This is a genomic window from Nonomuraea sp. NPDC005730 (assembly GCF_040630865.1).
Taxonomy (GTDB): domain Bacteria; phylum Actinomycetota; class Actinomycetes; order Streptosporangiales; family Streptosporangiaceae; genus Nonomuraea.
This window is the reverse complement of record NZ_JBEXYK010000001.1, coordinates 91,969-106,870: the sequence shown is the minus strand read 5'-3', so window position 1 is coordinate 106,870 and position 14,902 is coordinate 91,969. Positions and strand designations below refer to the sequence as shown.

13 protein-coding genes are annotated in these 14,902 nt (G+C 72.3%); 4 read left to right on the top strand and 9 right to left on the bottom strand.

Annotated elements, in window-relative coordinates:
- Positions 1 to 31 precede the first annotated feature (31 nt).
- Positions 32 to 1,639: an NADH-ubiquinone oxidoreductase-F iron-sulfur binding region domain-containing protein gene (locus tag ABZ444_RS00490; RefSeq protein ID WP_357970328.1), complete on the top strand. Its 1,608-nt coding sequence runs from the start codon at positions 32 to 34 to the stop codon at positions 1,637 to 1,639.
- A gap of 86 nt (positions 1,640 to 1,725) precedes the next feature.
- The gene (locus ABZ444_RS00485; RefSeq protein WP_357990595.1) at positions 1,726 to 3,264 is read left to right on the top strand and encodes an FAD-binding oxidoreductase; all 1,539 of its coding nucleotides are present in this window, start codon (positions 1,726 to 1,728) and stop codon (positions 3,262 to 3,264) included.
- Position 3,265: 1 nt separating this feature from the next.
- Here ABZ444_RS00485 and ABZ444_RS00480 read toward each other — a convergent pair whose 3' ends face one another.
- Positions 3,266 to 3,922 (bottom strand): L,D-transpeptidase family protein, encoded by a 657-nt coding sequence (locus ABZ444_RS00480; RefSeq protein ID WP_357990592.1) that lies wholly within the window; start codon positions 3,920 to 3,922, stop codon positions 3,266 to 3,268.
- 657 nt (positions 3,923 to 4,579) lie between these two features.
- On the opposite strand from ABZ444_RS00480, the gene ABZ444_RS00475 reads away from it, so the two are divergent.
- Positions 4,580 to 5,215 (top strand): GNAT family protein, encoded by a 636-nt coding sequence (locus ABZ444_RS00475; protein ID WP_357990589.1) that lies wholly within the window; start codon positions 4,580 to 4,582, stop codon positions 5,213 to 5,215.
- A gap of 10 nt (positions 5,216 to 5,225) precedes the next feature.
- Here ABZ444_RS00475 and ABZ444_RS00470 read toward each other — a convergent pair whose 3' ends face one another.
- From ABZ444_RS00470 to ABZ444_RS00460, 3 genes are read right to left on the bottom strand one after another with little or no spacing between them, the layout of a single operon-like run.
- Complete coding sequence (locus ABZ444_RS00470) at positions 5,226 to 7,187, bottom strand: acetoacetate--CoA ligase (RefSeq protein ID WP_357990586.1); 1,962 nt, start codon at positions 7,185 to 7,187, stop codon at positions 5,226 to 5,228.
- A 58-nt stretch (positions 7,188 to 7,245) separates the two neighbouring features.
- Positions 7,246 to 8,103 (bottom strand): serine hydrolase, encoded by an 858-nt coding sequence (locus tag ABZ444_RS00465; RefSeq protein WP_357990583.1) that lies wholly within the window; start codon positions 8,101 to 8,103, stop codon positions 7,246 to 7,248.
- The gene (locus ABZ444_RS00460; RefSeq protein ID WP_357990581.1) at positions 8,100 to 9,029 is read right to left on the bottom strand and encodes a LysR substrate-binding domain-containing protein; all 930 of its coding nucleotides are present in this window, start codon (positions 9,027 to 9,029) and stop codon (positions 8,100 to 8,102) included. Before ABZ444_RS00460 ends, ABZ444_RS00465 begins: the two co-directional genes overlap by 4 nt.
- Positions 9,030 to 9,115: 86 nt before the next feature.
- On the opposite strand from ABZ444_RS00460, the gene ABZ444_RS00455 reads away from it, so the two are divergent.
- The gene (locus ABZ444_RS00455) at positions 9,116 to 10,723 is read left to right on the top strand and encodes a penicillin-binding transpeptidase domain-containing protein (protein ID WP_357990578.1); all 1,608 of its coding nucleotides are present in this window, start codon (positions 9,116 to 9,118) and stop codon (positions 10,721 to 10,723) included.
- A gap of 45 nt (positions 10,724 to 10,768) precedes the next feature.
- Here the strand turns inward: ABZ444_RS00455 and ABZ444_RS00450 are convergent, their stop codons facing one another.
- The 5 genes from ABZ444_RS00450 to ABZ444_RS00430 all read right to left on the bottom strand — a co-directional run bounded on the left by ABZ444_RS00450 (position 10,769) and on the right by ABZ444_RS00430 (position 14,847).
- Positions 10,769 to 11,476 carry a haloacid dehalogenase-like hydrolase gene (locus ABZ444_RS00450; RefSeq protein WP_357990575.1) on the bottom strand — a complete coding sequence of 236 codons (708 nt, stop codon included), beginning with the start codon at positions 11,474 to 11,476 and terminating at the stop codon, positions 10,769 to 10,771.
- Between the two features lie 94 nt (positions 11,477 to 11,570).
- Positions 11,571 to 12,197: an HAD hydrolase-like protein gene (locus ABZ444_RS00445; RefSeq protein ID WP_357990572.1), complete on the bottom strand. Its 627-nt coding sequence runs from the start codon at positions 12,195 to 12,197 to the stop codon at positions 11,571 to 11,573.
- Positions 12,198 to 12,231: 34 nt separating this feature from the next.
- On the bottom strand, positions 12,232 to 12,741 hold the full coding sequence (locus tag ABZ444_RS00440; protein WP_357990569.1) for a hypothetical protein: 510 nt from the start codon (positions 12,739 to 12,741) through the stop codon (positions 12,232 to 12,234).
- Positions 12,742 to 12,772: 31 nt separating this feature from the next.
- The gene (locus tag ABZ444_RS00435; RefSeq protein WP_357970302.1) at positions 12,773 to 13,420 is read right to left on the bottom strand and encodes an HAD family phosphatase; all 648 of its coding nucleotides are present in this window, start codon (positions 13,418 to 13,420) and stop codon (positions 12,773 to 12,775) included.
- Positions 13,421 to 13,545: 125 nt separating this feature from the next.
- A complete protein-coding gene (locus ABZ444_RS00430) occupies positions 13,546 to 14,847 on the bottom strand; it encodes a glycoside hydrolase family 3 protein (protein ID WP_357990567.1) in 1,302 nt (433 codons plus the stop codon).
- Positions 14,848 to 14,902: the final 55 nt, after the last annotated feature.

Sequence of the window (14,902 nt, the reverse complement as noted above, 5' to 3'; positions counted from 1 at the left end):
GCCCGCGCCGCGCGACCCCGGGGAGCCGGTCGTGATCCCGCACCGGGTGCCGCGCGTGCTGCGGATGGGCCCGGCGCGGCTGACCGCCGGGCTCGACCACTGCCGGCGGCTCGACCTGCCCGCGCACCGGACGCTGCACGGCGAGCCACGTCCGCGCGAGCTGGCCGAGCTCATCTCCATGGTGAACGAGGTCGACATGCGCGGGCGGGGCGGCGCCGCCTTCCCGTTCGCACGCAAGCTGCGGGCCGTGGCCGACGCGGCGGGCACGGGCGAGAGCGTGGTCCTGGTCAACGGCGCCGAGGGCGAGCCGGCCAGCTCCAAGGACGCCATGCTGCTCACCCGTAACCCCCACCTCGTGCTGGACGGCGCCATCCTGGCGGCGGAGGCGCTGGGCGCCCGCGAAGTGGTCGTGGCCACGGTCGAGGGCGAGGTGGCCGAGTCGTCCGTGGCGGCGGCCGTGGCCGAACGCCGGGCCGCGAACGTGTCGGGCGGATCGGAGAGCCGCATCCCGATCCGGGTGGTCGGGCTGGCGGAGAGGTTCATCAGCGGGGAGGGCGGTGCGCTCGTCCGCGGCGTGAACGGCGAGGAGGCCATCCCGCCGGGAAGGAAGCGGCGGGCCGCGACGAGCGGCGTGGACGGGCTGCCGACCCTGCTGTCCAACACCGAGACCTACGCCCAGTTCGCGCTGCTGGCCGAGTACGGCCCCCAGAAGTACGCCGAGGTGGGCACCAGCAAGGAGCCCGGCACGATCCTGCTCACGGTGAGCGGCGGCGCGGCCAACGGCGCGGTGATCGAGGCGCCGACCGGCGTCCTGCTGGCCGACGTGCTCGCGCTGTGCGAGGCCGAGGCCGGGGACGGCGTGCTGGTCGGGGGCTACCACGGCGCGTGGCTGTCGGCCGAGGTGGCCGGGTCGGCGGTGATCTCGCGGGAGGGCATGAAGCTGGCCGGCGCCACGCTGGGCGCGGGGATCATCGTGCCGCTCGGCGAGGCCACCTGTCCGCTGGGCGAGGCGGCCAGGGTGGCCTCGTACCTGGCCGCCGAGTCGGCCGGGCAGTGCGGTCCCTGCCGTCTGGGGCTGCCCGACGTGGCGCGTGCCCTGTGCGCGATCGCCGAGGGCACGGGCTCCGTCGACGCCGTACGCCGGTGCGTGCGGGCCGTCGAGCGGCGTGGCGCGTGCTTCCATCCCGACGGCACGGCCAAGTTCGTGTTGTCGGCGCTGGACGCGTTCGAGAGCGAGATCGCGCTGCACCTGGAGCACGGCTCGTGCGGCCGGCCGGTGCGCGGCGTGCTGCCGATGCCGGAGCCGGAGGTGGAGCCCGAGTACCGGCTGGAGGTGGACTGGACCCGCTGCCAGGGGCACGGCCTGTGCGCGCACCTGCTGCCGGAGTTCGTGGACCTGGACGACTACGGGTTCCCGTCGTTCCGGAACGTGCCGGGGTGGATGGTCAAGGACGCGCGGCGGGCGGTCGAGATGTGCCCGGCGCTGGCCCTGCGGATCGTCCAGACGAGCGGGGAGGCGCCGAAGCCGCCCACGTCGCCGCTGCGGCTGGTCAAGGACGGCGTGCTGCGAAAGGCTCCCGGGCTGACGCGGGTGGGCGCCACTACGAACATCTTCGGATTCGGCGGGACAGCGGGGTGATGTCGGTAGTGATGTAGTTGTGACCAACTTGTCCGGAGGGCCAGGCGTCTCATCGATCGGTTCGACACGACCGACGGGGGACGCCCATGGACCGCCGCGACTTTCTCCACCTCACCGCGCTCGCGCCGCTGGCACTCGCCGCCGACGCGCGGACGCCCGCCGCACCGGCCACCGGCGCCCGGCCGTCCGGCGCCGGACCGTACGGCCCGGGTTCCCACGGCCCGGGTCCCCACGGCTCGGGTCCGCGCGGTGCGGAGCTGGCCGGCGCGCTCGGCGCCGGGCGGTCGGCGCCGCCGCCGGACTGGGCGCGGCTGCGCGGGCGGCTGGCCGGCACGCTGGTGCTGCCCGGCGACTCCGGGTACGACAGCGCCCGCCGCCTGGTCAACCCGGCCTACGACCGGATCACGCCGGGCGGGGTGGCCTACTGCGCGAGCCCGGCGGACGTCTCGGCGTGCCTGGCCTTCGCGCGCGCGAGCGGCGTCGCGGTCACCCCCCGCTCCGGCGGCCACTCCTACGCGGGCTGGTCCACCGGCACCGGCCTGGTCATCGACGTGTCCCGGATGAACACGGTCGCCTATGCCGCCGGCCGGGCCACGATCGGGGCGGGCGCCAAGCTGGTCGACGTCTACGACCGGCTGGCCCGGCACGGCGTGAGCATCCCCGCGGGCTCGTGCCCCACGGTCGGGATCGCCGGGCTGGCGCTGGGCGGCGGCATCGGGGTGGTGTCCAGGAAGTACGGCCTGACCTGCGACACCCTGGAGTCCGTACGCGTGGTCACGGCCGACGGCCGCCTGCTGACGGCGGACGCCACCCACCACTCCGGCCTCTACTGGGCCTGCCGCGGCGGTGGCGGCGGCAACGTCGGCGTCGCGGTCTCCTTCACCTTCCGCACCCACGCCACGCGCGACCTCACCGTGTTCTTCCTGCACTGGCCGTGGTCCAGGGCCGGGGCCGCGGTGCGCGCCTGGCAGTCGTGGGCGCCGTCCGCGCCGGACGAGCTGTGGTCCTCGCTGCACCTGGCGCGCGAGGAACGCGACCTGGACGTGCTCCTGGTCGGCACGTACGAGGGCCCGAAGGCGTCACTCGACCGCCTGCTCGCCCCGCTGGTCGCGCGGGTCGGCACGCCGTCGTCGAGGTCGGTGCGGACGACGTCGTACCGGGAGGCCATGATGATCATGGCGGGATGCGCGTCACGGTCGGTGGCGCAGTGCCGCCGGCCGCGGCGGGAGGCGTTCGCCGCCAAGTCGCACCTGGCCTACGCCGAGCTCCCCGCCGACGGCGTGCGCCGCCTGGTGGACGGGGTGGCCCGCGGCGGACGGCACGCCGTGCTGCTGGACGCGCTGGGCGGCGCGGTGGGCCGGGTCAAGCCGGCGGCCACGGCGTTCCCGCACCGGGCCGCGCTCTACAGCGTGCAGTACTACGCGAAGGGCACGGACCGGACGTGGCTGCGCCGGCTGCACGGCGAGATGACCCCGTACTTCGGCGAGCACGCCTACGTGAACTACGTCGACCCCGACCTGACCGGCTGGCGCGGCGCCTACTACGGCCCCAACGCCGCCCGCCTGGCCGAGGTGAAGTCCACCTACGACCCCGACCGGCTGTTCCGCCTGCCGCAAGGCGTCTGACCTACTTCTCCCGCACATAGACGGGCTCGCCGATCTTCACCATGTCGAACAGCCGCTTCGAGGTGGGCAGCGGCAGGCGGACGCAGCCGTGCGAGGCGGGCCGCAGCGGCACCTTCGACGAGCCGTGCATGGCGATGCCCCCGACGAAGTAGAGCGAGTCGTACATCGTGCCCAGCGGGCCTTCGGTCCAGCCAGGGGCGCGGCTGGTGACGTGGAAGTCGCCGGTCGGGGTGATCGCGTTGCCGCAGTGGCCGTTCTCGCAGTAGCTCACCCGCGCGCCCGTCGAGACGTGCGAGATGAGCGCCGGGCGGCGGTGGCGGTAGACGACGAGGAGCTGGTAGCGCAGGTTGATCTCGACCCGGTCCGCCTCGCCGCGCGGGACCAGCGGCTTCATCCGCACCGGACGGTCGAAGGCCCGCCACACCTCCGGCCCGACCGCGCCCTGGGGGCGCAGGTGCCGGTGCTTCTGGAAGGCCCACACGCCGAACTTGGTCTGCTCGTCGTAGACGCCGTTGAGCCTGCCGTAGTAGTAGCCGTTCCGGTGCAGCCGCTCCTGGAGGCGCCTGACGGTCTCGCCGCGGTCGCCCGGCCGCAGCACGATCTCCCCGCCGGGCACCGCCTTGTCCGCCTTGCTCGCCCTGTTCGCCCTGTCCGCCACGGCGGGCGTGTCCGCTCTGTCCGCCCTCTCCGCCACCGCAGGCGTGTCCGCCCTCTCCGCCCTGTTCGCTCTGTCCGCCACGGCGGGCGTGTCCGCTCTGTCCGCCCTCTCCGCCCTCTCCGCCACGGCGGCCCTGTCCGCCCTGTCCGCTCTGTCCGCCACCGCGGGCGTGTCCGCCCTGTCTGCCTTGTCCGGCGTGTCCGCCACGGCGGGCGTACCGGCCAGGAGGGGAAGCCCACCACACCCGAGAGCGGCGAAAACAACCGCTCTCCGAAGCTTTGTGATCATAGGTCAACGCCTACCCAGATCGCCGACAATTCACGACACTGGCAAATCCCGCTAAAAACAGGCATATCGCTTTTATGCGACGACACGGTCAAAGCTTTAGCAAGCGTGGACCGAGGCGAGACACCCGCGAAATCGGCGCAACGAAGAAAAGGCGGATGCGCCATGGACGCATCCGCCTTTTCTCCAGAGGCCGGGGAGCGAGCTGCGCATTCACCCGCCCGGCCTCTGTTCACCCCTCCGAACAGCCCCAACCTTAGCCAAGGCGACACCGGGAACGCACACCGTTCCGCAAAACCTTTCCCGGAATCCTCGGGCGCGGGCAAAAAACGAGTCGCGTGCGCGGGGGCAAAGCTGGAAGTATGCCGAAATATGCGTAACTGGCCGCTCTTTGAGCTCTCCATCACCACGCCGCGGCTGGAACTGCGGCACCCCACCCTCGACGACCTCGACGAGTTGGCCGACCGGGCGGCCGAGGGCGTCCACGAGGCCGGTTTCATGCCGTTCATGTTCCCGTGGACCGAGGCGGACCCGGCCGAGCGGGCCCGCCGTACGGTGCAGTACCACTTCCGCAGCTGGGCCGGGTTCACCGCCGACGACTGGTCGCTGGAGCTGGTCGTCGTGCACGAGGGCCAGGTCGTCGGCACCCAGGGCGTCACCGCGACCAGTTTCCCCGTCGCCCGCGAGGTCAAGACGGGCTCCTGGCTGGGCCGGCGGTTCCAGGGCCGGGGCATCGGCACGGAGATGCGCAGGGCCGTCCTGCACTTCGCCTTCGCCGGCCTCGGCGCGCGGTACGCCGCGACGGAGGCTTTCGAGGACAACCACGCCTCGCTCGCGGTGACCAGGAAGCTCGGCTACCGCGAGGACGGCGTCACCGTCCACGCGCGCAAGGGCGAGCCGGTCGTCACCCGGCGCTTCCGCATGGCCCGCGAGGACTGGTCGCCGTCCCCCGACGTCGAGATCCGCAACCTCGACGCCTGTCTGCCCCTGTTCGGCCTGGAGCCCTGAGCCCTCGCCGTCACGGCCTGAAGTGCCGCAACACCTCCGGGTTGGCCATGGCGTCGAGGTTGGCCGCCTCCTCGACCGGCGTGCCGAGCAGGATCTTGCGTACCGGCACCTCCAGCTTCTTGCCGGACAACGTCCGGGGGATGCCGGGCACGACGCGGATCTCGTTCGGCACGTGCCGGGGCGACAGCTCCTGGCGCAGGGCCGCGCACAGGGCGCGTTCGAGCTGCTCGCCGAGCTCGGCGCCCTCGGCGAGCGTGACGTACAGCAGCAGGCTGCCCTCCTGGCCGAGCTGCCCGGTGTCGATCACGAGGCTGTCGGCGATCTCGTCGAACCGCTCCACGACCCGGTAGAACTCGCTGGTGCCCATGCGCACGCCGCCGCGGTTGAGTGTGGAGTCCGAGCGGCCGTAGATGACGCAGCTGCCGTCCTCGTTGACCTTGATCCAGTCGCCGTGCCGCCACACGCCCGGGTAGACGTCGAAGTAGCTGTCGAAGTAGCGCCGCCCGTCGGGGTCGTTCCAGAACATCACCGGCATCGAGGGCATCGGCCGGGTCAGCACCAGCTCGCCCACCTCGCCGACCACCGGCTCGCCCTTGGGGTCGTACGACTCCACCTTGGCCCCCAGCGACCGGCACGGGATGATCCCCGCCCTGATCGGGTGGAGCATCGTGGCCCCGACGAACCCGGTGCACACGTCGGTGCCGCCGGAGAACGACCCGATCGGCGTGCCGGGCAGCTCGGCGGCGACCCAGGCGAAGCCCTCGGGCGGCAGCGGCGAGCCGGTCGAGCCGATGCCGCGCAGCCGCTCCAGCCCGTCGGGGTGGAGCCCGGCCTTCAGCGAGGCCATGATGTACGGCGCCCCCACCCCGAAGTACGTCACCTTCTCCGAGGCGGCGATCCGCCAGAGCGCGGCGGGCGAGGGATGTGTGGCCGAGCCGTCGTAGAGCACCGGCGTGGCCCCCACCAGCAGGGCGCCGACGAGGTAGTTCCACATCATCCAGCCCGTGGTGGTGTACCAGAAGAACACATCGCCCTCGCCCAGGTCCTGGTGGAAGGCGAGTGACTTGAGGTGTTCGAGCAGCACGCCGCCGTGCCCGTGCACGATCGGCTTGGGCAGCCCGGTCGTGCCGCTGGAGTAGAGGATCCACAGCGGATGGCCGAACGGCACCCGTTCGAACTCCAGCGGCCCCGCCTCGGCCCGCAGCCCCTCCCAGCCGATGACCTCGCCGTGCGGCACCGAACGGGCGTGCCCGGCGGCCGGCCCGGCCTGCTGGGGTGCCCGGCCCTCGCCGGCCGCCGACAGGTAGGGGATCCAGACCGTGGCGCGCAGCGTGGGCAGCTCGGCGGCGATCTCGTGCACGGCGTCGGAACGGTCGTAGGTCTTGCCGTTGTAGTGGTAGCCGTCGACCGCGATGAGCACCTTGGGCTCGATCTGCCTGAACCGGTCGACGATGCTCGGCACCCCGAAGTCGGGCGAACCGGCCGACCAGACGGCGCCGAGCGAGGCCGTGGCCAGGAAGGCGATCAGGGCTTGCGGGATGTTCGGCAGGTAGCCGGCCACGCGGTCGCCCCTGGTGACGCCGAGCCTGGCCAGACCGGCGCGGACGCGGGCCACCTCGTCGCGCAGCTCGGCGTAGGTCAGCTCCTGGCGGGCGCCGTCCTCGGAGACGAAGACCAGGGCGGTGCCCTCGGTGCGCCGCAACGCGTTCTCGGCGTAGTTGACCTCGGCGCCGGTGAACCAGGTCGCCCCGGGCATCTCCCCCGACAACACCGGCCCGTCGCCGCGCTCCCCGATGACGTCGAAGTAGTCCCAGACCGACGTCCAGAACTCCTCAGGACGGTCGACGGACCACTGCCACACCTCCTCGTAGCTCGCGCCGGACCGCCCCAGCCACTCCAGGTAGCGGGTCAGCTTGGCGGCGGCCACGACCTCGTCGGTCGGTTCCCAGAGAAGCGCACCTTCAGCAACCATGTGCCCCATCCTGTCGCCCGTCAGGTGGAAAGTCATACCTGACCTCCCCCATAACTTGCTACCTCCGTAGGTGGTCCACCGCCATACGGGCGGCGGTGCCGATCACCGCGTCGGCGCGCGGCTGGATGACCGCCGTGCTGAACGAACGGGTGAACACCGCCACCGCGTACCGGCCGCCGTCGGGGTACTCGACCACGCCGACCTCGGTGCGCAGCGTCGGCAGCGACCCGGTCTTGCCGCCGACCTCGACGTCGTCGTACGGGAAGCCCGAGGCCAGCCGGTGGGGCCACACCTGCATGTTGAGCACGCCGCGCATCCAGGAGCACGACTGCGGCGAGGCGGCCTCGTCCCGCCAGATCATGGAGAGCAGGCGGGTCATCTCGCGCGGGGTGCTGCGGTTCGTGTGCGCCGGGTCGAGCGCCCGCATGCGGGAGATGTCGTCGGGATCCAGGTACGGCCACCCGTGGCCGGTGTCCAGCTCCATGGTCTCGTACAGGTCGCGGCCGCTCTGCAGCATCCGGGTGCCGTCGAGGCCGAAGGCGTCCAGCATGGCGTTGACCGCGTCCATGCCCACCCGGTCGAGCAGCACGTCGGCGGAGGTGTTGTCGCTCACCGCCATCATCAGGTACGCCAGGTCGCGCAGCGACATCGTCACGTCGTCGAGCATGGCCGACAGGCCCGTGGGCCCCGAGACCCGCTGGCCGGACGTCACGGTCGTCGGGGCCGTCGCGTCCAGCCGCCCGGCGTCGGCCTGCCGGCAGAACTCGACCAGCAGCGGCAGCTTGTACACCGACGCCAGGGGCATCGGCTCGTCGGCGCCGTGGCCGGACTCCCGCCCGGAGTCGATGTCGCAGGCGTGCAGCCAGCCCGTCACCCCGGCCATCCGGAACAGCGCCGCGTAGTCGGGATCGCTCATGCCAGCATCCCCGGCCTCCGGCTGATCCGCCGTGCGGGCGCGGTGCCCTCGTCGGTCATCCCGGCGTTCTCCTTCAACGTGCGTACGGCGACGTCCGAGAACTCGGCGACCCAGTCCTTCTTCGGGCCTGTCGCGGCGCGCCAGGCCGTGGAGATCCGGCACGCGATCGGCGAGCCTAGCAGCGGCCGCCAGGCCGGCCCGGGGACGTCCGCCTTGGGCCCGAACGCCACCGCCTGGCCCGCGAGCACCAGGCCGAGCCCGGCGCCCTGGTGCACCTGGCCGGGCACGTACCCGTGCCGGCGGCACTCGGCCAGCGTCTCGGCGTGCCAGCCCGGCTCGCCCTCCTTGGGCGGCATCAGCAGCTCACGCCCGGCCAGATCGGTCAGGTGCACCTCACCGGCCTCGGCCAGCGGGTCGTCCCCGGCCAGCAGCACGCCGAGGGGCTGCACGAGCACCTGGCCGAAGTCCAGCCCGGGGGCGGCGACCGGATGGCGGACGAGGCCGACGTCGATAGTGCCCTCGGCCAGGGCGGACACCTGGTCGGCCGTCCAGATCTCGACGGGGACGAGCCGTACGTCCGGATTGACCGCGCGGAAGCCCGCGACGAGGGCGGCGATCACGGAGGCGGCCAGGTCGGGCGGTACCCCGATCTTGAGCACGCCGCCGTCGCCGCGGCGGGCCAGCTCGCGCAGCCGCTCGACCCTGGAGACGATCTCGCGGGACTCGCCGAGCAGCAGCCGTCCGGCCTCGGTCAGGCGTACCTGCCGGGCGGAGCGGTCGAACAGCTGCACGCCGAGCTCCTCCTCCAGACGTTTGATGCGCTGGCTGAGCGGCGGCTGCGCCATGCCGAGGCGGATCGCGGCGTTCCCGAAGTGCAGTTCCTCCGCCACGACGACGAAGTAGCGGAGATGCCGGACCAAGTCCATGACCAGCCACTATATCCAGATTTATATCTATACAGCCCTCATATCAATATTGGACGATACTCCTCCGCCTCTGGTGTCCTCGGGCCATGGCATCACAAACGGGGACACTGTACGGGCGCGCCCGGCCGGCGGGACCACGTCGCGGACGGCGGCGCAGATGGCCGCTGGTCCTGACCGTCCTTGTCGTGCTGATCGTGGCGGCGGGGGCCGCGGTCTGGCTGTTGCGCACGAAGGGCTCACCCGAGCAGACGACCGACGAATACCTCTCGGCCTGGTCCGCCCAGGATTATGCGAAGATGCGCGGGCTCGTCGCCGACCCGCCCACCGACTTCGAGGCCTGGCACCGGCGTTTCCGCGCCGACCTCAAGGTCGAGCAGGCCACCTTCTCCCGCTCCCGGTCGACCGGCCCCTTCGCCGACAACGGCCCGGACGACGACGGCTACCTGGGCTTCAACGTCAGCCTGACCGGCCCCCGGGACTGGAAGTACAGCAGCCGGCTCAAGCTCGTCGAGCGGGACGGCGCGTGGAAGGTCGCCTGGACCCCGGCCGCCATCCACCCCAAGCTCAGGAAGGACCTCTCGCTGCGCCTGGTCACCCTGAAGCGCGAGCCCACCAGCGTCCTGGCCGCCGACGGCACCGAGATCGGCGGCGCGGACGCCCCCGGCTCGGTGCAGCAACTGGTCGAGGGCATCAAGCAGACCTACCCCGACCGCTTCAACCCGGGCGGCGACTCGATCATCGGCCTCTACGAGGGTGACGAGCTGGTCGAGACGCTGGCCAAGCCGGGCGGCACCAAGCCGTTCAGCACCACGATCGACCTGAAGGTGCACGCGGCGGGGGCCGCGGCGCTGGACGGCGTCACCAAGCCGGCCTCGCTGGTGGCGCTGCGCGCCTCGACCGCCGAGATCCTGGCCGTGGTCAACAAGCCCGGCGGCTTCAACCGGGCGCTGCTCGGCAAGTACCCGCCCGGCTCGACGTTCAAGGTCGTGACGGCCTCGGCGCTGGTCGCGGACGGGGTCGAACCCGGCAGGACGGTCACCTGCCCGGCCGAGAAGAACATCGGCGGCTTCCCCTTCCACAACGCCGGCTTCAAGGACTACGGCACGCTCTCCTTCCAGGACGCCTTCGCGCACTCGTGCAACACGACGTTCGGCGAGATGAGCGTGGCCGAGCTGAACGGCGGCAGGCTGGCCGAGGTGGCCAGGAGCTTCGGCTTCGGCACCCCGATCAAGCCGGGCGTGCCCGCCGTGCGGGCCGAGTTCCCCGACCCCAAGGACGACACCGACCTGGCCTCGGCCTCCATCGGCCAGGGCCGGGTGCTGGCCAGCCCGCTCAACATGGCCTCCGTCGCCGCCGCCATCGCCTCGGGCGCCTGGATCCCGCCGCGGATCGTGTCCAGGGAGATGGTCCCCGACGACCGCCCGCGCCCGCTGGAGCGGGGCGTGGTGTCGGCCCTGCGCAAGCTCATGCCCGCCGTCGTCACGGACGGCACCGCCAAGGGCGCGCACTTCCCGGCGGGCACCGCGGGCAAGACCGGAACGGCCGAGTACGGCTCGGGCAAGGAGCCGCCCGCGCACTCGTGGTTCATCGGCTACAAGGGGGACGTGGCGTTCGCGGTGATCGTGGAGGGCGGCGGCGCCGGCTCGGCCGTGGCGGCCCCCATCGCCGCCCGCTTCCTCGCCGCCCTGCCCTGATGCGCCGCCCGGAGGTGCGCGTCAGCCGGGCGGGACCGAGGGGTGTCAGCCGGCCTTGCGGTCCAGCGGGGAGGTCAGGCCGGCCACCGCGGCCACCACCTCCGAGGCGTCCGACAGGTCGGGCAGCACCAGGTCGGCGCCCGCCTCGCGCAGCTCGGCGGCCGTCGACCGCCCGGAGGCGACCCCGATCACGGCGGCCCCGCCGATCCTGGCGGCCTGCACGTCGCGCGTGGAGTCGCCGATCACCACCGTGTTGGCCGCCGTGAACGGCGTGCCCAGCCGCTGCTTGGCCCTCCCCTGCGCGACCTGCAACAGCGTCGCCTTGGGATAGACCTCCTCGCCGTAGCCGCCCAGCTCGAAGTCGACGTACCTGTCCAGCCCGAACGCCTTGAGCTTGTGCACGGCGTTGCCCTTGATCGTGCCGGTCAGCACCGACTGCACGACGCCGTCGAGCCGGGCCACCGACTTCAGCGCGTCCTTGGCCCCCGGCATCGTCCGGCCCTCCTTGGCCAGCCGGCCGCGCCGGTCGGCGAAGGCGAGGGCGAGGGCGGCCAGGAACCTGGGCAGGTGGTCGTCCTGCGCCGGGATGCCGTTGACGGCCAGCGTCTCGAAGACGATCTCGGAGTCGGGACGGCCGAGCGGCGGCACGAGCTTGACCAGCGGCCGGCCGGTCACGGCGCGGAACGCCTCGGCGTAGGCGTCCCGGGTCACGATGGCGACGTCGACCAGGGTGAGATCGACGTTCCAGAGCACAAGGCGGTTGATGGCGGCCTCCTGAGGGGTTCCCGGCAAGGGTACGGCCCCGGCCCGGCCGGAGGCTGCCCCCCGGCGGATCCGGTATGTCCCCTCAGGCGTACTGGAGCGCCTGGGCGAGCGTGTCCACCACAGGCAGGCCGGTGCCCTCCAGCTCGGCCCGCGTGGTCATGCCGCCGGTGTAGAGCACCGCCCGCGCCCCCACGTGCCGCGCGGCGAGCCCGTCGTCGACGCTGTCGCCGATCACCAGGATCTCGCCGGGGTCGAGGTCGAGGGCCTGGATGTGCGCGGTCATGTGCACGGCCTTCTCGCCGCCGGTGCTCCCGACCAGCCCGTCGATCCGGGAGAAGTGCCGGGTGATGCCGAACGACTCGACGACCGGCACGAGGTGGGCGTGGGGGGCCATCGAGCACAGCGACTGGGTGCCGGCCCAGCCGCCGAGCACCACCTCGGCGTCGGGGGCCAGCCCGCAGGCGGCGCTGAGCCTGAAGTAGTGCTCGTGGAACCCGTCGTCCAGCAGCTCCCACTCCCCCTCGGCCAGTGGCCTGCCGAGCAGCCGCTCGTAGGCGACCCAGATGGGACGGGTGTAGACCGCACGGAACCCGTCGGCGGTCAGCTCAGGCAGCGCGTACGGCTTGAACAGGGCGTTGGTGGCACCGACGACGGCCTCGACGTCGTGGAAGAGCGTCCCGTTCCAATCCCAGATGATGTGTTTTGTCATGTCCCAGCAAGCTTATTCGACAGGTATGACGATCCTATGAACCCAGCAGGTCCGGGATCTCCTGGGTGGCGTACCACATGAGCTCGTGGGCCTCGGCGCCGTCGACCGTGAAGCGGGCGTCGTCGTCGCCGTCGTCGGCGGCGGGCAGCGCCTCGACGGCGGCCTCGATGTCGCCGACGGCGTCGTGGTCGTCGACGTGCACCGCGGCCACCTTCGCCATCGGGACGGCCGCGGCCAGGCGCACGCGGGCCCGCTCCTCCAGGTCGACGCCGGCCGAGACCGAGCCGTCGGGCACCTCGGCGGCGACCACCACCCGCCGGTGCGCGGCGGCCACGCCGTCGGCGCGGTCGGCGGCCAGCATGCGCAGCGAGGCGCGGGCCGCCTCGGTCAGCGCGACGTACTCCAGTTCCTCGGTGTCGCCCGAGGCGTACCACTCGGTCAGCGCGGGGGTCACCGCGTAACCGGTCAGGGGGGCCGGACCCAGCTCCCCCGCCTCGACCGCGCGGGCGAGGGCGGGGAGGGTGCACGGCAGATAGACGCGCATCACGAACCTTTCCGAAATCGCAAGGGCACCATCATGCCCGTCGCAGCGTGAGCCGGAGTACGGTCTCCAACTCTGTGAGGGTCGTGTCGGCGTCGCGGTGGTGGATGCCGGTGATGCCGAGTGCGCGGGCGGCCAGGATGTTGGCCTCGATGTCGTCGATGAACACGCACTGCTCGCCGGGCAGTCCGACCTGGTCGAGGGCGTGGCGGAAGATGCGTTCCTCGGGCTTGCGCATGCCGACCTCGCCGGAGATCACGACGGCGTCGAAGAGACCGTCCCATTCGTGGCGGGGGTAGGTGTTCGACCAGGAGTTAGACAACAAACACGTCTTAACACCATTCTTCCGTACGTCGCGGAGCATGTCGTACATGGCGTCAACCCGCTCGAAGCCCGCGAACATGCGCTCCAGCAGCCCCTCGGCCACCGGCGGCACGCCGTCCACGGTGAGCAGCCGCGCGGCCAGGTCGCGCTCGAAGGCCGGGCCGTCGAGCTCGCCGCGTTCGAGCGCGTGCACGACGTTCTGCCCCTCGCCGCCCCGGTAGGCGTGGTCGACCAGCTCGCGCATCACCGAGCGGTAGTGCTCGGCGTCGATCCGGTCGGCCGCGAGCCACCGGGCGATGGAGTCGGTCAGGCTGGTCGTGAGCACGCCACCCCAGTCGATGAGCACCCCTGCGACCACGACCGCCTCCTCGCTCGAATCCGGTTCTAGGATAGAACCCCACGGAATCGGCTTTTGCCCGGCCCAGCTCTTTATTTACGGATAAATCCCCTTGAACGGCCGGCGCGATTCGGCCATGGCCCGTCCTAACCCGCGGCCCGCACCTTGGCGGCCAGCCTGCGGTGCTCGGGCGAGCGCAGCACGCCGGCCGCCTCCTGCGCCGACGCGACGGGCGCCGCGGACAGCAGGCCCCTCTTCTGCTTGAGCCTGAGCAGCCGGACGACCGACTGGTCGAGGCGGTCCTCGGAGATGCGCCCCGACCTCACCGCCGCCAGCACCGCCTGGTACGCCTTGCCCAGGTCGTACGGCATGAGCAGCAGATCGGCCCCGGCCAGCACCGCGCGCACCGCCACCTCGCCGTCGCCGTACTTCTTGCGCACGCCCTCCATGTTGAGCGCGTCGGTGGAGATCACGCCCTTGAAGCCGAGCCTCTGCCGCAGCAGGCCGGTCAGGATGGGCTTGGACAACGTCGCCGGGTCGCCCGACGGGTCGAGCTTGGGGAAGACGATGTGGGCGCTCATCACGGCGTCGACCCCGGCGCCGACGGCGGCCCTGAACGGCGGCGCGTCGATCCTCTCCCACTGGGCCATGGTGTGCTTGATCACCGGCAGGCCGGTGTGGCTGTCGACGGAGGTGTCGCCGTGGCCCGGGAAGTGTTTGGCCGTGGCCGCCACCTTGGCGTCGCCGAAGCCCTTGACCGCCGCCGCGACCATCTTCGCCACCGCGGACGGGTCGTTGCCGTAGGCCCGCCGGCCGATGACCGGGTTCCGCGGGTTGACGTTGACGTCGGCGACGGGCGCGAAGTCGAGGTTGACCCCGAGCGCCCGCAGCTCCTCGCCGGTCGCCCTGGCCACGGCCCTGGACATCGCCGGGTCCTTCGTGGCGCCGATCTCGGCCGCGCCCGGGAAGTCGGTCATCAGCGCGGACATGCGGGAGACCAGGCCGTTCTCCTGGTCGGTCCCGACCAGCAGCGGGACCTTCTTGGACGCCTCCTGCAGGCCGTTGGTGAGCTGGACGACCTGGGCCGTGGACCTGACGTTCGCCGGGAAGAGGATCACGCCGCCCAGGTGGTAGCGGGCGATCACCTTGGCCGGGGTCTGGGCGCCGTAACGGGCCTGGTTCTCGCCGGAGACGGTGTCGGCGGCGGTGCCGTACAGGACGGGCATGAAGAGCTGGCCGACCTTCTCCTCCAGCGTCATCCGCCGCAGGGCCCGCAGCACCGGGTCGGACGCGGCCTGGGGCGGGCTCTGTGGTGTCGTGCTGCCCGCGGGGGTGGCGGGGGTGGCCCCGTCGCCCGCCGGGGCCGCGCTCGCCGGGGCGCCACCGCCGCCGCCGCACGCGGTCAGCGCCAACACCAGGAGCCCTGCGGGGCCGATCCGTCTGAACATGCCTTCCAAGGTATCCATGCCGCGGCCCGTACGAGCCCGGCGACCCGAAAACGGC